Below are 20,172 nucleotides of genomic sequence, written 5' to 3'. Positions count from 1 at the left end.
GCTAAACTGCAATCCAGAGTCAGCTGGTTAGCTGATGCCGCGCAGTCTATCGGCCGCAGATGACAGAAAATTGAATGCTTCAGGACTATAGGTAAAAAGGCCCTGCGAAATCGCAGGGCCTTGTTCATTAACAATCACAGTGTTGCTTTTTTGCAGGCCCTTCCGTGGGTTCCTGTCGGGAAATACGTTGTGATGCTGTCACTTAGTGACGCCGGCGATTCCAGCCAGCCAAACCAAGCAGGGTCAGACCAAAGATCCCAAAGCTACCCCCGGATGATTTACTCGTTGGTTCTTGTGCCGTTGCTGGCAACTGGCAGCTACCATCATCGGTATTGGCGCCCGGGTTATAGTTAGTAGCCGCACTGTTCGTACAACCTTTTTCCACACCATCTGAAATTACTGTCAGTTTAAAGCTGGTGCTGGCTTTATCGCCCGGATTTTCTGCATCGGCGACTGTCACCGTCACGTCTGTACTGCCATGGAAATTGGCATCCGGTGTGATAGTCAGTGTCGAGCCGGATTTATGGCCAGACGCTGTGGCTTTGATGTTCTTGCCACTGACGCTGATAGTGTTGACACTGTTTTCCTCGTCGGCGTAAGACACCACCACATCTTTAAGCACCGCATTTTCTGCCACCGTTTTATCAGTGATAGCGCCAAGCGTGATATTGCCCGGTACGTTCAGCTGATGGCTCAGATTTGCATCCGGCTGACCGTCAAACTTAGCCACTGCAGTCATTTGCTGGGCAGTACCGGCAGCCTTGCTATTAACGGTGGTCCAGGCGGTGACTTCAAATTGCGAACTTTCCGGGCCCTTGTAGTCATAACACAGCACCAAACCATTGTGGATTTTGTCTTTGAGACCAAAAGTACGGTTGACCAGGTCATCCATGGCATATTGTTCACCGCGATACTGCGTCAGCGGACCAAAGCTGGTGATTTGACCTTTAAAGCCCTGTAGACCAATAGCTCCGCGCTGGTCTTGTGTACCAAAGCTGATATTGTCATAAGCCATGTAGAACTCATGTTCGTTATCACCAAAACGGGTGTCCGCGTTGAACACCAGTTGGAAGTCAAACCGGTCATCTTTGGCATCCCACTGGTAGACACGTTTAGCGTCCCGGCCTGCCGATGCATACGAGCGGGCATCGTCAAATTCAATAATACCCCAGCCGGTTTGCGTATAAGCAATCGAGATCCCGGCTTTCTGGCCGGAAGCGACCAGAGGAACACTCATTATTTCTGAACCACCCAGCAAGGAGCGACCACGCCACAACATCCCGATCGACTCATATGGGAAGCTTTGGTACGGGAAGCCAAGGGTATATGGGAAGAAGAACGGTTGCTGCCACAGTGACACCACACCAAAGGCGTGAATGTTTACCGAGTTTTGTTTGTTCTGATTTAAGATCTCACCGGTATTGTACAAATGGAAACTGTCACGATAGCCGGCAAAGAAGTCTTTCACTGGAATATTGATGCCGCTGCGGGTCAGAATATTGTTGTCTTTTCCATTCACAGCAAGCCCGTTTTTGTCGTACTCCACTGGTGCAAAACCGCTGAATACCGGGTTGATGCCAAAGCTTTCCAGGTTGACGTAACCACCCGGATTGCTGTTACCAAAATCAGGGATTTTACAACTGGCGTCTGTGGCGTTGGTGGTGATCACATAACCAGGTTCCAGGTTCGACAGATCAGGCTGGCTGCCTTTGATGGTCAGAGTGTCACCGCTGACGCTGATATCATCCACCATCAATTTGCTGGAGGTCAGTACATCCTCTTTACGCAGACTGAGGCCCGCTGGGATCTTGGCCGTGATGGTAAAGTCGCGTTCCTGGCCGCTGTCATTAGCCAGCACTTCGAAGGTATAAGGCACTTTGTCGCCTTTTTTTGCCGCTGTTTGTGGCACATCGAGGCTGACATCATCCACGCCACGGCGCAGCTTCAACGCGACTTTACCGATATTGCCGGCGTTTTGCTGCGAAGTACCAAAATCCAGCACCGAATAGTACAGATCCTCAGCTTGCATCGCCGGCAGATTCCAGTTCAGTTTCACATCCACCGGTTGTTGTCCGTCTGACACCGGCACATCCACGCTCATGCTGGCTGCGTTCTGGTCTGTGACTACCGCGGTGGCATATTTGAACTTCTCAATGGTTTTAATTGGGTTGTTAGTTGCTCCCGCAATAGAGTTCCATAACACTACCCAGTATTTACCTTGCTCAGGGTTATTGATATTACAGAAGTTATTAAAGACTACATGGCTGGAGACACAGAGCAATTCGGAGTCCAGATCCGGCTGTCCGTTACCGTTGTAATCTTTCCCGACATAGACGGTCAGATTGCCTTCATCGTTTGTACCGCGGTAGGCTGTCTCTGACACGCCCAGGCTCTCGACGATCAGGCGGCGGGCATTGGCCGGTACATCTACTGTGTCCCTGAAGGTGGCTTCGTCCATCCGCTGCGACATTGGTGTAGCGGCGACATCCATGCCACTCCACCAGGGCGAAATGTTGTCATCATCTTTAGGCAGTTCGATGGTTTTCACTTCGGCTTTAACCGGTGCTGCGACGCGGCCATAAGCCTGACCTTCGGGCAGTTGAATACCTTTAAACAGGGTACTGCCACTGTTACGGTGTGCTACCGCTTCTAAGTTACCCGGCATGTTGTTGTTATCAAAAGCAAATACCACAGGCCAGCGCGCCTGTGGGCTCTTGCCGTTCACTTCGGTAAAGCGCAGCTCTGAATGCAGTTCTACTTCAGAATTACTGAAAATATCCTGGGTATCCATAATCGAAGCTTCAACCACGATATGGATGGTTTCGCCGGCTTTTAAGCTGAATTCTTCCGGACTGGCTTTAATAGTCACACCATTTTGTTTGGCCTGGTTGTTCATGTCAGGAGCCCAGTTCAGCACGTCGCCCTGGCTGATTTTCCAGCTGCCATCTTTGGTGGCCTTAACGGTACGGATCCAGGTACATTTTGGTTTGCAGCTGAAGTTGACCAATTGTGGTAAGTTCAGTTTATGCACGGCGCCACCATTTTTCGGATCCGCAGCTTTGAAGTCTTCGGCGCTCTCATCCATGATAAGGCCAGCCTGCAACGCATTGGCCACATTGATACGACCGGTACCAGCGCGATAAGTCGACGCGAGACCCACTTTACCGGTGGCTTCATTCAGGCGGCGATATTGTACTTTGTTGTCGGCAGTCATGGTCAGTGCTGACTGAATTTCGCTGGCAGTCCAGGCCGGATGGGCCTGACGTAATAACGCCATAGCGCCCGCTGCGTGAGGGGACGCCATTGAAGTACCACTCAGGAATGCATAGTCGCCTGCTGCCGGTGCTTTGGTAAATGGTTGCTCGTCAGCAAATGCAGCATAAATGCTGACACCTGGAGCTGCGACGGCTGGGATCAGCGCTTCTGCCGTTGACGGGCTGGGGCCCCTGGACGAAAACGCCGCCAACCAGTCCGCTTTACTCTGATCCAGCGTTCGCTCGATGCGGGTTGCGCCGATAGTCAGCATATGGTCTTTGCCGCTGGCCAGCCAGTCGCTCAGACCATAGCCGTTGGTACCGTTGTCAAAACGGCCATCCCATTCCTGTTTGCTGATATGGGCAGTCGGCACTGAATATTTGGCTGTGCTGACCAGTGTGTCAGTATTGGCAAAATTGTACATGATCATGCCATCGCCACCGGCGGCTTTCACATGATCCGCTTTGACCGTGCGGGCAATACCGTTGGGATCATTGATGTCGTTACGTTTACAGACAACAATCACATTAACCGGATTACCTTTGCTGTCTTTGTAGTTGTCAAACAAACCTGCCGGGAATGGATTGCCACAAAATTCGTTATTAAAGCTGGCCGCGTTGACAACCAGACCTCTCACTTCAGCCGTGTTGATAGCGCCACCAACAATTTCAGTCCATTTCGGTGCCTGACTGCCGCCCACAGCATTACTCAGTGTTGTTGCCACTGCAACGTCCCGGCCATGGGTGCTGGCGGCCACGTTTAACAGCCATGGTGATGCGTGATCGATCGCCCCTAAATATTCCTGATAACCGCCAGACTGACCCGAGTTTCCTGCTGCGGCAGCAACTGAAATCCCTGCCTTGCGGGCGGCCAGGAATGCCATTTCAACGTCATCGCTCCATGGGTGAGAATCCTGGCCGCCGATCGAAAAGTTGATGACATCAACCCCATCTTTGATGGCATCTTCAATCCCGGCGATCAGGGCTTCACCCGGACAGCCTGCGGTGACATCGTTTGCCGGATAACAAACCTGATAGGAGACGATATTGGCGCGAGGCGCAACACCGGATAATTGTGGGAAGACGTTAGTTTTGATTAAGTCGCCATCTGAAACATTATTTGCTGCAGGCAACACAAAATCACGATTGAGCAGGATGTTACCGGCCGCTGTGCTGGCAACATGGGAGCCATGCCCTTGGTAATCTTCACCGGTCGTTGGTCTTGAGGCGCCCCATTCACCACTGCTGAATTTGTCGGTAATTACTTTGTAGCTGCGCACGCCAATTAATTTGTCGTTACACAGATTTTCCTGATTGTCAGTTGTACAGTCGCCGACATAGTTGCCCGGGCCCCAGGGGTTTTCATGCTGATAACCATCATCGCTGGTTGAGGCAAATGACGGATGATCGGTATTAATACCAGTATCGATGACCCCCATGATCACGCCTTCGCCTTTGTAGGCCAAACCGTTCGGAGCGGCGACACCGTTCCAGACTTTGTCCGCGCCAATCAGTGCCGGTCCGGCATCGGACTGCAACTGATACAGTTTACTGCGTTGTACAGTCTTTACCTGCGGATGTTTTGCAACTTCGGCCGCCTGTTCTGGTGTCAGCTTCATGGAGAAACCATTCACTGCATTGGTATATTGCAGGCGGATTTCGGCACTGCCGATCACGGCACCAAGTTCGTTGACAAGGTCCTGCTGGCTATTCAGCAACTGCTGTTGATACTGTTCAAGTTCAGCACTGACCAACGTTCCGGCATCATACAGCTTTGCCTGCGCTTTGCGGCTTTGCTGCTGCATGACTGTGGCAGTGGCCAGTGGCTGTTGCCATAATGTGATGATATAAACCTGAGGTCCGCTGATGTCTGGCTCGGCAATAAACTTTTGTTGTTGTGGCCGGATTTGCACGTTCAGGCCATCGTCTTGTAACGGCCCCATAAAATCTTCGTCAGCCTGGACCGATCTCTCCATGACCGCCTTGATATCCAGTTGCGGCTGCATCAGCCGGTGCTGGGGGGGAGTCAAATCTGCGGCAGCCTGCAAAGTTCCGGCTGTACACAAAGCAGCGGTTACCGCTGTAGCGATAAGTTTTAGTTTCACGTTGATGTTCCCTGAATTGAACTTAGTTCTGGTTATGACGGAGGCCAGGAGTGGGGGCTTCCGCGTAACGGGATATAATCACGGCTGCTGATTTAACCGGCAGTGGTTTGAGGTAGCATTTTGTAGCGATTCGTCTGCAAGGCACGACAGCACTGGGATTTGAAGTTAAAGTGCAGGTTATTACTGCAGGAGATGTAACCCGATGAGATGTGTATCACTGCAGCACCGCCATCAGTTGTCTGGTCTGGATTGGTTACGGCTGATTGCTGTGCTCGGTTTCTTTTTATGCAGCCCGGCTGTGATGAGTGATCAAACCAAGGTTGCGGCAGAGACCGCTCAGCTGCGGACTGAGACTGGTCATTGGCAATTTGCAGTGGCTGTTGGTTATGGCGAGCTTGAGAATCCGCTGGCCCGGCAGAAAAACCCATCGAGCGTGCTGTTGCCAAGCTGGCACTATTATGGTGATAAATTTTACCTGGATAACTTTAATCTGGGGTATAGCCTGCTGGAAACCCGAGATCTGGAAATTGATTTGCAGACCCGCCTTAATGAAGATGGCTTGTTATTTGAGTTAAATGGATTATCGCGTTTGTTCGCCACAGACCTGTTTAACCGGGTTCCTTTTCGCAATGAACGCACTCCACCAGTCTACGAGAATATTCAGCGTCATGTGTCTTACCTTGGTGGTGTCCAGTTGAATTTTCCGACAGCTGCTGCCACTGTCAGTGTTGGCCATTTCCACGATATCAGCAATATCCATGATGGCGCCGAAACAATTCTCCGGGTCAACCGGGTTTTTAGTTTTGACACTGCGAGACTGGGCGTTGAGGCTGGCTGGACCCGTAAAAATCAGGCGCTGGTTGATTACTACTACAAATTATCGTCGGCTGAGCTCGGATATTTGACGGCCAGGCAATATACCCGCGCCACTCAGAACTATCATGTCCGTCTGGTGCTGAACGTGCCCATTAATCCGGATTGGTACTGGTTGCTGACGGCTGAACATAACTGGTTGGGTCAGGGGATACGGCGTAGTTTTCTGGTGAATAAAGCCCAGTACAGTGCCGGATTTGTCGGAATAGGTTATGACTTTTGAACTCAGGCGTGCTGCATTCAGTCTGTGCGGCAGACTCTTGTTTTTACTGGTTCTGCTTGGCGGGCCTTGGTTCCCGGCTGCTGCAACAAACAGACTGGTGCTGAAGCCCGATACCTGTGTCCGGCACGCCGAACAGCCGCAATGTATTTTGCGCTTAACTGTCAGATTCAACCAGCCGCAGTTGCAGGCTTTCTGTCTGTATTTGCAGCATCAGAAAAGCGCATTGCATTGCAGTCGTGGTGATGGAGAACGTGAAGTGAAGTTAAATGTCACGTTACAGTCGTCATTGCAGCTCGAACTGCGGGACGAAAAACAACAGGTGCTGGCGAGCGCGCCGCTGAAAGTTGCGGTGTATCAGCCCGCTCAAACCCGCAGAAGACGTGGACTTGGCTGGAATTTGTTATGACACAGAAAACTCTGTTACTGATAGAGGACGACGTGCCACTGGCGCAACTGACTATGTCATATCTGCAGCGGCAGGGTTACCAGCTGAGCCATGCGACCACAGTCGCAAGGGCCTTGCAGCTGCCGAAGATGTTCCGCCCCAGTCTGATTATTTGTGACGTCATGTTGCCAGATCAGTCTGGGTTTGCTGCCAGTGAGTTGTTATTAAGTCGCTTTAAATGTCCTTTGCTGTTTTTAACGGCGCTGGACAGTACTGAAGATCAAATCACCGGTTTAACCTTAGGTGCCTGTGATTATATAGTTAAACCGGTACAACCAGCCCTGCTGCTGGCAAAAATAGAAGCTAATCTGCGCAAGACAAGTGTGCCCCCAGTGCTCCAGCTGAAGATCGGCGGGCTGTTGCTGGATAAAGCTTTGCAGCAGCTGACGTTACATAACGAGAAGATTAGTCTGACAACGATGGAGTTTGCCATGCTGTGGATTTTTGCCCAGCAGCCGGCTCAGGTACTGAGCCGTGAGTATCTGTTTGAACAGTTAGTTGGCCGGCCCTATGACGGCATGAACCGGGCCATAGATGCTAAAGTCAGTCGTTTGCGTAAGCGGTTACAGGAACTGGCGATCCCTGGTCTTGAGCTTGTGACTGTGCATGGCCGCGGTTATCAGATGTGTTTTCCGGCTATGGAATTACCCGGATGAAAGCGCAATTTTACCGTCTGTTCAGTTTCATGCTGCTTTCAGGGGCTCTGGTGTTCTGGAGTTTTAGTGAACTGGCAGATGCATATGAGCGCCAGGCCGTAGGCTATCAGCTCAGCGTCAGCGAGTTGTTTGACCAGCTGGAACAGCAGAAAGGATTAACGCAGCAGCTGGATGCTGCACAGCTGGCGTTGCCATCAGACTTGGCAGCTCAACTGGCACGTGGTGAAGTGATTGCGTTGTTACAGCAAGATCAGCTGTTTTACTACCGCAACAGCACAACACCAGGCCGGCTGTGGCAGTTAGGTCCGGTCATGCCCGAGTCGCACAGTCAGTTACCTGCGGTACTGATTCTTTTAGCTTTTTATTCGGTGCTGGTGTTGTTATTGGTGTTGTTGATTTGGCCTTTGTTTCGCGATCTGCAGCAGCTGCAGCAGAATGCTGTGGCCTTTAGCGCAAATCCGCAGACTCTGAATCTGTCTACCCGACCTGGCTCTGCGATTTTCCCACTGGCCAGCGCTTTTGTTCAGGCTGCCAATCAAACAGTTTCTCTGATTGAACTGCATAAGAATTTATCCCGGACCATTTCACACGAAGTCCGCACACCACTGAGCAGAATGCGTTTTGCCCTCGAGCTTGTCACACAAGCCTTGAGTCCTGAGGTTGGGGATGTGGCGGACAATGCGGCACCTTACCTTGCCAGATTAGCGTTAGATCTCGATGAAATCGAGCATCTTGCGACTAACTATCTGGCGTTTGCCAGGCTTGAACATCACCGGGGCAGCCAGATATTACATCAGCAATCTTTCAGCAGCTTTGCCGTAAAGATTGAGCAGCAATTCGCACTGTATCGCACCAAGTTTGAATTCGAGATCAGCGCGTCAGCCGGCGAAGCTTGTTTTGATGCTCCTGCATTAATTATTGCGGTGCAGAACCTGCTCATGAATGCACTGCGCTTCGCCCGAAAGCGTGTCAGTCTGCAGTTGGAACTGCAGGAAAACAGCTGGCGCATTCTGGTCGAAGATGATGGTCCCGGTTTTGCGGATCTCAGTAATGATGCCGGAACAGAGATATTTAACCGTAGAACAGATCCCGTAGTCAGTGCCAGCCAGAGTGCGGGATTTGGACTGGGGTTATATATAGTCCGGCAGGTGGCGCAGTGGCATCACGCGACATTGACGCTCGGTCAGTCTGAGCGATTAGGGGGGGCACGCGTACAGATCCAGCTGCCGCTCAGCCCGTTTAATCAAACTGGCGGGATCTGATAGCTGTCACAAATCACTTGCCAGGCCGCTTCCGCACTGTCGACAAAATGGATTAACTGCAGATCCTGCGGACTGATCAGGCCTTCTTCGACCAGCAAATCAAAGTTAATTAACTTACGCCAGAACTGCTCGTCAAACAGCACAACCGGCACTTTGCTGGCTTTGCCGGTCTGCAGCAGCGTCAGCGTTTCAAACAGTTCATCCAGTGTGCCAAAACCGCCCGGAAAGGCCACTAAGGCGCGGGCACGCTGCAGGAAATGCATTTTACGGATGGCAAAATAGTGAAACTGAAAACAAAATTCCGGCGTGATATAGGGGTTTGGTCGCTGCTCGTGTGGTAACACGATATTGAGGCCAATACTTTTGCCGCCAGCCTGGTAAGCGCCGCGATTGGCTGCTTCCATCACGCCGGGACCGCCGCCGCTGATAATCATCAGTGCAGATTTTGGAGACTGTTGACTATGCCGGGTTACCAGCTCAGCAAAACGTTGCGCCTCAACATAATAACGACTGGTGCGAACCTGACGTTTGGCGTGCTGTAGCGCCTGTTGTGCTGACGCATCATCGGGTGACAATTTCAGCTGTTGCTGGGCATGCGCCAGTTGCAGTGCGGCCTGTTCCGGTGATGAAAATCGCGCGCTGCCAAACACCACCACTGTAGCTTTGACCTTGTGTTGCTCCAGGATCAACTGAGGCTTCAGATACTCTAGCTGCAGCCGTACCGGCCTTAGTTCGTCTTCCATCAAAAATTCACTGTCCGCGAAGGCAAGCCGGTAAGACGGGTGGCCCTGCAGTTCCAACGCCTGTGCCAGCGCTTCACTGGCGGAGCTTAAGTGGCGGGCGTCCAGCGGATTATTTGCAGTCATGATTTTATCCTGTAAGTTGGCAGCAGCCATATTTAATTGCTGAGCATTGTTACCAGTCGAAAGTTTGATCTAGCCTAACATGCACTGCCAGTTTTTTACTTATGTTGGTTCTGCCAAAAATAAGGATGATGTCATGCCATTAGATGCCCGATTAACGTTTTTAGGTGCCGCCCGCCAGGTCACTGGATCCTGCTATTTACTGCAGTGGGCGGGGAAAAATGTCCTGCTGGATTGCGGCATGGTGCAGGGGGGTGATCAAGTCACTGACTTACATAAGTTTCGTTTTCAGTTCAGACCCAAAGACATCGATGCGGTGATTTTGTCGCATGCACACATTGATCATAGTGGTTTACTCACCTTGTTAGTGGCCCGTGGTTTTCACGGTAAGATTTTTTGTAGCGAAGGCACGGCCGGACTACTGCCTATTTTGTTAAAAGATGCGTTTCAGCTGTATATCAAAGATTTGGAATGGCAAAACAAACAACGTGCCCGGCAAGGCAAGCCGGAACAAGATCCGATCATGAGTTTAAAAGACGTGATCGCCGTGACTGAAAGTCTGGAACCTCTGCCTTATCAGCAGGATACTGATGTTCTGGCAGGCCTGACACTACGATTCCATGATGCCGGCCATATTCTGGGTTCGACTATTGTTGATCTCTGGATCAAAGGCCACAAAGCGATGCGCCACTTGGTGTTTTCCGGTGACCTCGGCAATCCCGCCACGGTGTTGATGCATGATCCGGCCCTGATCGACAGTGCGGACCTGGTGCTGATGGAAAGTACCTATGGCGATCGCGATCACCAATGTCTGGATAACACACTGGAAGAATTCGCGGCAGCGCTTGATGCCGCTTATAAAGGGGGGGGGAATGTGTTTATCCCGGCCTTTGCACTGGGACGGTCGCAGGAAATTCTGTATTACTTAGGCTTGTTACATCACCAGGGTCGGCTGAAACAGCGCATGGTGGTACTGGATAGCCCGATGGCGATCGAGATCACGCAGATTTACGATAAGCTAATCAAAGAGTTTGACCATAAAGACACTCAAGTCTTTGCCCGCTATGGCGCAAAAGATCTGAAATCCTTTTTACCGATTTTACACCTGACCAAAGATGTTGAAGAGTCGATGGCACTGAACCGGATCAATCAGGGCGCCATTATCATTGCTGGCAGCGGTATGTGTAATGGTGGACGTATCCTGCACCACTTCAAACACAATTTGTGGAAGAACGTCAATCATCTGATTTTTGTCGGCTTTCAGGCCAAAGGCACGCTTGGGCGCCGGCTGATTGATGGCGAAACCCGGGTCAAAATCCTCGGGCAGCCGATAGTCGTGCGGGCTGCTATCCATACCATCGGTGGTTTTTCAGCGCATGCAGGTCAAAGTCAGTTAGTGGCCTGGGCCAAACATATCGGTGGGCAACCGCAGTTTTATCTGGTGCATGGTGAACCGCAGGCGCAGGATGCATTGCAGGCGAAACTGGCAGAACAAGGCATTGAGGCTATCATCGCGGAACCCGGCCAGACCATATTGTTGTGACTTATTCCTGGTAGGCAGGGACTGTGTTCATGTCGCACAGGGTTGTTTGTTCAGCCCTTTTTTTCTCTATTTGTTGATTGACCCTGGTGATGAATTCCGGCGGGATCGCAGCGGAAAAAGCGATCCGCAGCTCGCCAGCGTCAACCGGCAAATGCAAAGCCTGATATTTTGCCTGTTCGGCGGCCGGCAAGCGCCGCAGGTAAAGTTCCGGGCTGATGAGCAAATCGGCACGCTTACCATCCAGCAGCGCAAACGAATGGTCTAGTCCGCGTGGGCTTTCGATAAACCATTTGCTGCAGTTTTTGTCGCTACGTAAACGTTCTACTTCGGTGCCGATATAAAGTCCGGACATAGCGACAATAGTTGCTTGTTGCATGATAGGGTCGCACCAGCTGCGGATTTGATCCCAACGTGGTTCATCCTTGCGGCGATACAATAAACTGCGGTTGACGGCAAAAGGTACACTGAACTGGTAATGCCTTTTCGGCGATTGCACCAGACCTGTAACCAGCTGGATTTCATTCTGGTGCAAAGCGACTTCTTTGCGCGCGACCACCGGATTTCCTTCCACAAAACTCAGCGGGCAGCCAAGCTCCTTAAACAGCTCTCGTTGCCAGTGATCCAGACAACCAAATTGTTTGCCGGTGCGTTCGAAAATATGAAAGGTTTTTAATTCGGCCGGGCATGCGGCGGTCACGGCAGCGGGCAGGAACAATGCAACAAGGAAAAGTCGTTTTGTCATATTGTTGTCCTGCCGGCTGTTTTATTTGATACCGGTATAGAGGCTGAGCCGAAGTACTGTCAAGTATTGACCACAGTTGGCGTCACATCTTCGCTGGGATAACAGCCCAGTACTTTGACAAAGCGGGTGATGCGGTTCAGTTCATCGAGCGCCCGTGTCATCGCGTAGTCATCCAGATTGGCGAAAACGTCGACATAAAACATCTCTTCCCAAGGATTGCCCGGAATAGGCCGCGATTCCAGTTTACCCATGCTGATGCCATGTTGTTTCAGTACTGTCAGCGCGTCGACCAAGGCGCCAGGCTGCTGGCCGGTATACATGATAAAAGTCGTTTTGGCCGGAATGGCTTTGGCCACATTGATCGGCTTACGCGCCACCACAATAAAACGGCTGACATTGTCTTTCTGATTGGCGAGGTCCCGGCCTAACACTTCAAGGCCATAGAGTTTGCCGCCTTCTTCGCCACCGATGGCGACCACGGACAGATCCTGTGCCTGGCGTACGCGGTTAAAGGCGTCGCTGGAGGCGTCGCAATATTCAATTTTAATATTGCTCAGTGTTTGCAGATACTGGCTGCACTGGGCTATGACCTGTGGATGGGCGCAGATCTGTTTGATTTTGCTCAAATCAGTACCCGGCAGACCCAGCAGACAGTGTTTGATTGGGTGGGTCAGCTCGCCGACAATCGACAAACGCGTGTGCTGCAGCAAATCAAAAACTTCGTTGATACTGCCGCTGGAAGTGTTTTCAATCGGTAATACGGCGTAGTCAGCATGGCCGGTTTCCACTGCCTGCACGATTTCGTTGAAACTGTCGCAGCCAATTTCAATCAGTTTTTCTGCGCGGCGGGTGAAGTATTTTTGCGTCGCCCAATAGCTGTATGAACCCTGGCGGCCAAGAAATGCGACGCGGCACACTGGTCCGTTTTCGCCATTAAGCTGGCCCTGAACTTTGGCTTGTTGCTGCAACACTGAATCTTCAATGATCACATGGTATAGCCGCGTGACGTATTGGGCATCGAGGCCTAAGTCTTTGCCTTTGCTAATCAGCGATAACAGCAGTTCTTCTTCGCGTTTTTGGTCGCGGATCGGTTTGTTTTGCGCCAGTTTGGCTTCAGCAACGCTTAAGGCCAGCGCGCGGCGTTTTGCCAGTAATCCCAGCAACTGCTGGTCGGTGTCACTGATGTCATGACGGATCTGATCAAGTTCGATTGGCATTTTTTCCTGTCCCCTGAAACGAAAAAACCTCCCGGTCTGGGAGGTTTTAAACTGGTTTGACACACGCGCAGCCAGTTACCTCCCGGATTGGGTGGTAAAGCTAAAAAAGAAGCGGGTGGTCAGAATTTTTTGCATAAGCGATACCTTATTCCGTCTGGATGGCTAAAGTCAACGCTGTGGCAGCAATTGCAGTGAATATTTTTCCGCCTGCGGTAAAAAGCCCAACGGTTTTTCGCCGAGCCAATAGGCGTGGTCAGCAGCGTAAAACTCGGACAAGGGGTGACCAGACTGGCCGGCCGGGATCACCAGAATACCGTCTGCTTCATGGCCGGGTGACACCACCATACGTTCACTCTGGCCATGCACTTTTAGCTGAACCCGCGGCATATGACGGTCGCCGGCCAGTGGATCAGCCGGCATATTCAGCCAGCGCCCCAAAAATGGCAGCGCTTTGGTCAGTGGATGCTGAATTTCGGCACTGTTGAGCACTCCCCAGCGCGCTTTGCTCAAATCGCCTTCGGTTTGCGCTTTTAACTGTGTGACTGAATCCAGCACCGCTTGTTGCAGCAATGCATCCCAACTTTGGAAGCTACCGGGCAACGTATCGTCACGCCGCGCCTGCAGCATGGCCCAGGCCGGTGTTTCCGGTACCATTTTTAAATCGCGTAAACGCAGTTGCTGCGCTTCCAGCTGACCGGCCAGCGGGGCAAACATCAGCTCCAGCGTTTTATCGCGAAAGGCGCGCAGCAGGCTGTAGCCGATAGCATCTTGGCTTGCCGCTTTACTGTCGGTTTCAATCCATTGGCGGTATTGCGTGAGTTGCTGCGCAGCAACAAATTCCGGGGTTAACACCTCAAGTAACAGTTGTTGCCAGCGTTTGAGAAATAAAGCTTCATGGTCGAGTTGAATCGCGTGCAGCGACTTTTCATCGTGCTGTGATAAGGCAAACAGCCGGTCGCGGATTTGTTTGCCGCGCGCGCCAAGGTCATAACCACCATCTCCCAACAACGCCAGAGCATCGCCGCCGACAGAGCGGGCATTGGCGGTCCAAAGCCGGCCGTCTTTTGGCGCATAGATTTGTGGGTAATCTTTGGCAGTTAAATAACCAGACCAGTAGTTTTTGCCTTCACTCCAATCCTGTGGAGTGTCCCAGTCCTGCAGTTGACGGGCCGGGATGGCGCCGATGATAGTCCAGCCAATCTGGCCTTTTGCATCCGCCACCAGCAGGTTTTGCGCCGGAACACCAATAGTCGGTGCCAGTGCCAGCGCGTCTGCACTGCTTTTCGCCTGTTCCAGCGCCAGCAAATTCAGGTTCAGACTTTCGCGGTCATAACCAACCCAACGCAGCGCAAATTTATCAAAAGGTGCCGGCATCACCGGGCCCCACTGGGTCTCTTTGACCAGCAGCACCACGTCGGCTTCGCCTTTGACCTTAATCACTTCGTTGTTGTAGCTGAATTCCTGCAAACCGGCCGGTGTCTGATATTTCTGGCCACTGTCATCCAGTTTTAACGCGATGACATCATGCCAATCGGCGGTACTGTTGGTAAAACCCCAGGCGATATGGCCATTACTGCCGGCGACCACTGCGGGTGTGCCGGGTAATGTGACGCCGGCAATGCTGTGTTTCGTGTCGCCATCAGTCCAGCTCATTTGCGCTTTGTACCAGGTGCCCGGTACGCGAATGCCTAAGTGCATGTCGTCGGCAAGAATAGCGCGGCCGTCTTTGCTGGCATTGGCTGCGACGGCAAAGTTATTGGAGCCGATGTCGCGGCTGTCGGTCAGACCACAGCCATGACAGGCCTGCGCCGGAATGGCTTTTAACAGAGCGGGTAACGGGCTTTGCGGCAGCGGCAGCGCTTTGGCTTCAGAGCCATCGATGGCGGCCTGCCATTCGCTGCTGTGTTGGGTCAGGAACTGGTACCATTCCAGTGGTACCGCGGCTTTTAGTGCGCCTTGAGCCAGTTCGTCTTTGCCCAATGCACCCTGTAAATCCAGGAACATACTGTAAATGACCAGCAGGGAGTCCGCCGGCTGCCAGGGGCGGGGTTGCTGCGTCAACAACAGATATTCAAAAGGAGGCATCCCCAGTTGCTGTAAGCCGGCATTTGCGCCAGCAGCGTAGCGTTCCAGCACATCACGCTGCAGTTTTGGCAAGTTTTGTAAAATGCTATCTGCGCGATCGCGAAACCGATGCATGCGTTGTTTTTTATCAAAATCGAGCGCGGCAGCGCCAAATAACTCTGCCAGTTCGCCGGCCGAGTTGCGCCGCAGTAAATCCATCTGGAAATAACGTTCTTGCGCGTGGGCAAAGCCGAGCGCAAACGCCGCATCGCCCCGGTTTTGCGCGCGGATACTTAAATAACCCTGTGCATCCCGGCCAGAAACGACCTGTTGCTCCACCGCTGCGGTCAGTTGCCCTTGATATAACGGCAGACTTTGATGCACCATCCAATAGCCTGGTGCGGCGGCAATCGCCAGCAACAGCACCAACACTGCTAACATATTTTTTATAATTTTCATGCAGATGCGCTCATTTTGACTTGAAGAACTCAGATTATCACAGAAGATCAGGTGTTATATGCAACAAATTCAAACCGGCCCTATGCAGGTTTTTGACCTGGCGGTCCGGCTCTTTCACTGGTTCCAGGTTCTGTTACTGGCCGGACTTTGGTACAGCGCCGAGCAGGAATGGTATGGCCTGCATCAGCTGCTGGCTTATACATTGGCGTCGTTACTGGGCGCCCGCTTGATTTGGGGCCTGCTCGGCAGTGAGACCGCCTGCTTTCGCCATTTTGTACCAGCGCCGCGTCAACTGCGGCAGTATCTGGCAGACAAAACGTCGGTGGCCGGACACAACCCGGTTTCTGCGCTGATGATCCTGGCCTTATTGCTGTTAGTCACGTTGCAGTTTGTCTCAGGCCTGATGACTACTGATGAAGTGATGACCGAAGGCCCGCTCTATAGCCTGGTGCCGGACTGGCTCAGCAGTCTGGCCGGTAGCTGGCACGAGCTTGGATTTAATTTGTTGCTGGGGTTGATCGCAATTCACGTGGTCGCGGCGTTGTGGCATCAACTCAGTGGAGACAAAGTGATTAGCGCGATGTGGCATGGCCGGAAGGAACTGCCGGTTGGCACCATTGCACCGCGTCTGCTGAACAGCCTGAAATACTTTCTGTTAGTGTTCATTCTGTTTTGCGGCCTGATGGGGTGGCAGGGCAGTGCAGTGTGGCCGCAGTTTTTGGCTGATCTGCAGACTATGCAAGCGATGTAACTCAAGCGATCTAACTTCCAACAAAAACGGAGCCCAGGCTCCGTTTTTTATGGACAGAAAGTAAGGTTCACCGGAAATGCAGCCGCAATTCCCGCTGAAGACCTTCCGACAGATTAATCGGCTTTATATTTGTCATGACAGGCTTTGCAGTTGCCACGGAAAGTAGCGAAGGCTGCTTTGATTTTGGCCTGATCGCCGCTTTGTGCTGCCGTTTGCAGTGCTTTTACGTCCAGCTGGAACTTGTCCGCTTTGGCGGTGAAGTCTTTAAAGTCGGCCCAAATTTCGGCTTTTGCGTCGCCACCACCGGTTTCAGTACCTGGCGTACTGAATGCAGGCCAAGGCAGTGGTGCTAACGCAGCCAATGCGTCAGCACGTTGCTGAACACGCTTGGCATCAAAAGGAACTTTACCTTGCAGCATTTCACCAATGTCACCGGTATTATGACGGATCATGGTAAATGCTGACTGGCGGTAATCCACCGCGTCTTTCGCGTCGGTAAATGCTGTGGCTGCATGAACTGCGCCTGAGGTCAGGGCAGTCAGGAATAAGCTGGTCAGGAGTTTTTTCATCGTTCGATTCTCATTTGTCGGATTTGCATGCAATAATGCTAATGGTTTTCAGCACTTGGGCACAATTGGTCTCACAGTGTTTTACCATCAGGCTATCGCAACGTCCAGTGATCGGACTTTCAACGAGCAGGCGTAACCCGTGAAGGAATCCATCTACAAGACGACTGGGCTCAATTCTCTCAGCATTAAATTTTCGGCCTTAGTATTTTTACTGACAGTGCTGGCCAGCACTGTGATTGCGTTTGCCATGCTGGCATTGCAACAAGACGTGCTAATCAGCCAGGAACATGCCGAGCTCGAGCAAACGACGACCCGCTATGCCAGGCAGCTGGACAACGAGTTCTGGCAAAAAGAAAAAAAAGCGATCAGCGCCAATCAGGTAGTGACGCGTTTTTTTCAGCAACAACAATTTGCGCCGGAGCATCAGGCTGAAGCATACGCCGATGGCAGTCTGCGCAGTAAAGATGACCTGTCAGCAGCATTTCAGCAGCAACAACAGTTTGCCAAACAGCCACACGGTTATTTCCGCCAGACCGGCCAGCTCTGGCAGCAACTGGCGCCAGTGTTACTGGAAGATTTCTTTAACTTCTATTTTATTTCCAAAGACGGTTTCATCCGCATTGCGCCAGCCGATTGGGCGCTGGAGATCCCGGCCGATCATGATTTTAAAAAGGATGTGTTTTTTAACATTGCCACACCAGCGATGAATCCGGCCCGGTTACCGCGTTGGACGCCGTTGTATTACGATTCGATCTGGCAGAAATGGATGACCAGTCTGGTGATCCCGGTGTACATCAATGATGAGTTTGTCGGGATCACCGGCACGGACCTGGTGCTGGACGATATTTTTGCCAATCTTGGCCAAATTGCGCAATGGGAACCGGGTCGTCAGGCCATGTTGTTTGATGGCAAAGGTAATTTATTACTCGATGCGCAAAATAGCCTGCAGCGCCAAATCGCCAAACCGCAGATGAATCAGCTGGCCGAAGGGGTCAAACCGCAACAGGCTGAATTACATCAGTTCATGCAACAAGTGCTGAAGCGGCCAACCGCGCAGGCACAGATCAGTCGCCAGGTCGAAAATTATGTCACCTCGACGGCCCGCATCGACCGGCTGGATTGGCATGTGATGCTGTATCACGCCAAAGCCGACGTGGTGAAAGGGCTGCAGGATTACCGGAACAAAGTGGTGTTGTTGTTCCTGTTGGTGGCCTTGATTGTGGCGCTGGCGCTGCAGTTTTTTATCTACAAATTTGTGCTCAAACGTCTGACTAATCTGGCCAACGCGGTGCAGCGCCTGTCGCACAGCGACGGTGTGCGCATTGAACTGGACGATCGCTCTGATGAAATCGGCTTGCTGAACCGGGCTTTTGCCCGGATGTCGGATGAAATCACACAGCTGATTGCCGGCCTCAATACGCGTATTCTGGAAAAAGAAGAAGCGGAGCGGGCGACGCGTAAACTGAGTAAAGCGGTGGCCTTCTCCAGCTCCGGCATTGTGCTGACCGACAGCAATTTGGTGGTGGAATACGTCAACCCATTCCTGCTGGAAATGATTGCTGCAGAGCCGGAGTCGGTACTGGGCAAGCCACTGCATCTGCTGTTTGCCCAAGAGATGCGCTTTGTCGGCGAAGATATTCTGCAAAGCCTGCAGGAGCGCCACCACTGGCGTGGTGACATGTTACTGCAGCAAGCCAACAAACAATTCTGGGCCAGTCTGGCCATTGCGCCGATCCGCGATGACAAAGGTGATGTCAGCAATTATGTCTGCGCGATGCAGGACATTTCGTTTATCAAAGAAAGTCAGCGCAAAATGGAGCAGCTGGCTTATTACGATGTGCTGACCGGCCTTGCCAACCGCAGTTATTTCCGCGATCAGCTCAGAAAAGCCATTGCGATGGCAGCGCGTGGCTATTACCACTTTGCGCTGTTGTATTTTGATTTGGACGAATTCAAACGCATCAACGATACGCTGGGTCATGATGCCGGCGATGAACTGCTGAAAGAAGTGGCGCGCCGGCTGATCAGCCGCTTACGTGAAGAAGATACGATAGCGCGGCTTGGTGGTGACGAATTTGCGGTGATTTTAAGTGGGATCTCGGATAAAAAATCGGCGGCATTGATCGCAGAAAACCTGCAACAGGCCTTTGCTCAGCCAGTGCGGCTGGCCGGCCACGATGTGGCGATCAGTGCCAGTATCGGCATCACGATCGCGCCGCAGGATGCTGATGAAGAAGAGATGTTGCTCAAACATGCCGATTTGGCGATGTATGAGGCCAAAGCGCGCGGCAAAAATACCTATCATTTCTTTAGTCAGGAGCTCAATGACGCCGCCAATGACCGGCTGCATATTGAAAACCAGCTGCGTGAAGCGATCCGCGAGCAGCAGTTCCTGTTGTATTACCAGCCAAAAATCGATATCCGTACTAATGAAGTCAAAGGCTATGAAACGCTGCTGCGCTGGTTGCGGCCGGACAATACCATGGTGCCGCCGCTGAAGTTTATTCCGGTGGCGGAATCAACCGGCCTGATCGTGCAAATCGGTGAGTGGATTTTGTGGGAAGCCTGCCGTTTTCTGGCACGCCAGCATGCGCGTGGCCAGCTCATTACGGTGTCGGTGAACCTGTCAGCCCGCCAGTTTACTGATCAGGACCTGCCGGGTCTGGTGGAGCGGGTGCTCAAACGCACAGGCGCGCTGGCCGAATATCTGATCCTGGAAATCACTGAAAGCATGTTAATGGGTGATACCGATGCGGCCATTACCCAGCTCAACGAGTTAAAACGACTCGGATTGGCTTTATCAATTGATGACTTTGGTACAGGCTATTCTTCGCTGAGTTACCTCAAACGCTTCCCGGTGGATGAACTGAAAATCGACCGCTCTTTTGTCAAAGATATCCCGGACGACAAAAACGACATGGATATCACCGCAGCGATCATCGCTATGGCACAAAAGATGGATTTACGGGTGGTAGCCGAAGGGGTGGAGACCATCGAACAGGTCGATTTTCTGCTGAATAACGCCTGTTATCTGGTGCAGGGTTATTACTTCAGTATGCCATTGGCCGAGCAGGAACTATCCCGGCTGAACTTCAGCGTTGTCAGTCAAAAAACTACACAAGATACAGAAAAAACAATAACTTAAA

At 51.9% G+C, this 20,172-nt stretch carries 13 protein-coding genes; 7 read left to right on the top strand and 6 right to left on the bottom strand.

Going from position 1 to position 20,172, the window contains the following annotated elements; translation table 11 throughout:
* Positions 1 to 202: 202 nt before the first annotated feature.
* Positions 203 to 5,359 carry a S8 family serine peptidase gene (locus tag ATY27_RS01930; protein ID WP_208932485.1) on the bottom strand — a complete coding sequence of 1,719 codons (5,157 nt, stop codon included), beginning with the start codon at positions 5,357 to 5,359 and terminating at the stop codon, positions 203 to 205.
* A gap of 202 nt (positions 5,360 to 5,561) precedes the next feature.
* On the opposite strand from ATY27_RS01930, the gene ATY27_RS01925 reads away from it, so the two are divergent.
* Genes ATY27_RS01925 through ATY27_RS01910 form a run of 4 tightly spaced genes read left to right on the top strand, consistent with a single transcriptional unit; the run spans position 5,562 to position 8,818 of the window.
* Positions 5,562 to 6,455 (top strand): MipA/OmpV family protein, encoded by an 894-nt coding sequence (locus ATY27_RS01925; RefSeq protein ID WP_208932484.1) that lies wholly within the window; start codon positions 5,562 to 5,564, stop codon positions 6,453 to 6,455.
* Complete coding sequence (locus ATY27_RS01920; protein ID WP_208932483.1) at positions 6,445 to 6,861, top strand: DUF3019 domain-containing protein; 417 nt, start codon at positions 6,445 to 6,447, stop codon at positions 6,859 to 6,861. Before ATY27_RS01925 ends, ATY27_RS01920 begins: the two co-directional genes overlap by 11 nt.
* The gene (locus ATY27_RS01915; RefSeq protein WP_208932482.1) at positions 6,858 to 7,556 is read left to right on the top strand and encodes a response regulator transcription factor; all 699 of its coding nucleotides are present in this window, start codon (positions 6,858 to 6,860) and stop codon (positions 7,554 to 7,556) included. Before ATY27_RS01920 ends, ATY27_RS01915 begins: the two co-directional genes overlap by 4 nt.
* The gene (locus tag ATY27_RS01910) at positions 7,553 to 8,818 is read left to right on the top strand and encodes an ATP-binding protein (RefSeq protein WP_208932481.1); all 1,266 of its coding nucleotides are present in this window, start codon (positions 7,553 to 7,555) and stop codon (positions 8,816 to 8,818) included. Before ATY27_RS01915 ends, ATY27_RS01910 begins: the two co-directional genes overlap by 4 nt.
* On the opposite strand, the gene ATY27_RS01905 is transcribed toward ATY27_RS01910, so the two are convergent.
* Positions 8,800 to 9,684, bottom strand: coding sequence for a TIGR00730 family Rossman fold protein (locus ATY27_RS01905; RefSeq protein WP_208932480.1), 885 nt, complete (start codon positions 9,682 to 9,684; stop codon positions 8,800 to 8,802). The two genes, ATY27_RS01910 and ATY27_RS01905, sit on opposite strands and share 19 nt — an antisense overlap.
* A 133-nt stretch (positions 9,685 to 9,817) precedes the next feature.
* On the opposite strand from ATY27_RS01905, the gene ATY27_RS01900 reads away from it, so the two are divergent.
* Positions 9,818 to 11,224 carry an MBL fold metallo-hydrolase gene (locus ATY27_RS01900; RefSeq protein ID WP_208932479.1) on the top strand — a complete coding sequence of 469 codons (1,407 nt, stop codon included), beginning with the start codon at positions 9,818 to 9,820 and terminating at the stop codon, positions 11,222 to 11,224.
* Between the two features lies 1 nt (position 11,225).
* Here the strand turns inward: ATY27_RS01900 and ATY27_RS01895 are convergent, their stop codons facing one another.
* The 3 genes from ATY27_RS01895 to ATY27_RS01885 form a co-directional block, all read right to left on the bottom strand.
* Positions 11,226 to 11,966 carry a hypothetical protein gene (locus tag ATY27_RS01895; protein WP_208932478.1) on the bottom strand — a complete coding sequence of 247 codons (741 nt, stop codon included), beginning with the start codon at positions 11,964 to 11,966 and terminating at the stop codon, positions 11,226 to 11,228.
* 59 nt (positions 11,967 to 12,025) lie between these two features.
* Positions 12,026 to 13,183: a chorismate mutase gene (locus ATY27_RS01890; RefSeq protein ID WP_208932477.1), complete on the bottom strand. Its 1,158-nt coding sequence runs from the start codon at positions 13,181 to 13,183 to the stop codon at positions 12,026 to 12,028.
* Positions 13,184 to 13,351: 168 nt separating this feature from the next.
* Positions 13,352 to 15,706 carry a penicillin acylase family protein gene (locus ATY27_RS01885; RefSeq protein WP_208932476.1) on the bottom strand — a complete coding sequence of 785 codons (2,355 nt, stop codon included), beginning with the start codon at positions 15,704 to 15,706 and terminating at the stop codon, positions 13,352 to 13,354.
* Positions 15,707 to 15,764: 58 nt separating this feature from the next.
* Between ATY27_RS01885 and ATY27_RS01880 the strand changes: the two genes are divergently transcribed.
* Positions 15,765 to 16,457 carry a cytochrome b/b6 domain-containing protein gene (locus ATY27_RS01880; protein WP_244151391.1) on the top strand — a complete coding sequence of 231 codons (693 nt, stop codon included), beginning with the start codon at positions 15,765 to 15,767 and terminating at the stop codon, positions 16,455 to 16,457.
* Between the two features lie 113 nt (positions 16,458 to 16,570).
* Here the strand turns inward: ATY27_RS01880 and ATY27_RS01875 are convergent, their stop codons facing one another.
* Positions 16,571 to 17,026, bottom strand: a complete 456-nt coding sequence (locus tag ATY27_RS01875; protein ID WP_208932475.1) for a cytochrome c — start codon at positions 17,024 to 17,026, stop codon at positions 16,571 to 16,573.
* A 139-nt stretch (positions 17,027 to 17,165) separates the two neighbouring features.
* Here ATY27_RS01875 and ATY27_RS01870 point away from each other — a divergent pair, with 139 nt between their 5' ends.
* Positions 17,166 to 20,171 (top strand): EAL domain-containing protein, encoded by a 3,006-nt coding sequence (locus ATY27_RS01870; RefSeq protein ID WP_208932474.1) that lies wholly within the window; start codon positions 17,166 to 17,168, stop codon positions 20,169 to 20,171.
* Position 20,172 lies beyond the last annotated feature (1 nt).

The sequence above is a fragment of the Rheinheimera sp. F8 genome, assembly GCF_001518915.1.
This window is presented reverse-complemented; position numbering and strand designations above follow the sequence as displayed.

What these genes read in the sequence shown, in the direction of transcription:
- ATY27_RS01925 (WP_208932484.1), top strand. Translation starts at nt 5,562, where the DNA reads ATGAGATGTGTATCACTGCAGCACCGCCATCAGTTGTCTGGTCTGGAT.
- ATY27_RS01920 (WP_208932483.1), top strand. Translation starts at nt 6,445, where the DNA reads ATGACTTTTGAACTCAGGCGTGCTGCATTCAGTCTGTGCGGCAGACTC.
- ATY27_RS01915 (WP_208932482.1), top strand. Translation starts at nt 6,858, where the DNA reads ATGACACAGAAAACTCTGTTACTGATAGAGGACGACGTGCCACTGGCG.
- ATY27_RS01910 (WP_208932481.1), top strand. Translation starts at nt 7,553, where the DNA reads ATGAAAGCGCAATTTTACCGTCTGTTCAGTTTCATGCTGCTTTCAGGG.
- ATY27_RS01905 (WP_208932480.1), bottom strand. Translation starts at nt 9,684, where the DNA reads ATGACTGCAAATAATCCGCTGGACGCCCGCCACTTAAGCTCCGCCAGT.
- ATY27_RS01900 (WP_208932479.1), top strand. Translation starts at nt 9,818, where the DNA reads ATGCCATTAGATGCCCGATTAACGTTTTTAGGTGCCGCCCGCCAGGTC.
- ATY27_RS01895 (WP_208932478.1), bottom strand. Translation starts at nt 11,966, where the DNA reads ATGACAAAACGACTTTTCCTTGTTGCATTGTTCCTGCCCGCTGCCGTG.
- ATY27_RS01890 (WP_208932477.1), bottom strand. Translation starts at nt 13,183, where the DNA reads ATGCCAATCGAACTTGATCAGATCCGTCATGACATCAGTGACACCGAC.
- ATY27_RS01885 (WP_208932476.1), bottom strand. Translation starts at nt 15,706, where the DNA reads ATGAAAATTATAAAAAATATGTTAGCAGTGTTGGTGCTGTTGCTGGCG.
- ATY27_RS01880 (WP_244151391.1), top strand. Translation starts at nt 15,765, where the DNA reads ATGCAACAAATTCAAACCGGCCCTATGCAGGTTTTTGACCTGGCGGTC.
- ATY27_RS01875 (WP_208932475.1), bottom strand. Translation starts at nt 17,026, where the DNA reads ATGAAAAAACTCCTGACCAGCTTATTCCTGACTGCCCTGACCTCAGGC.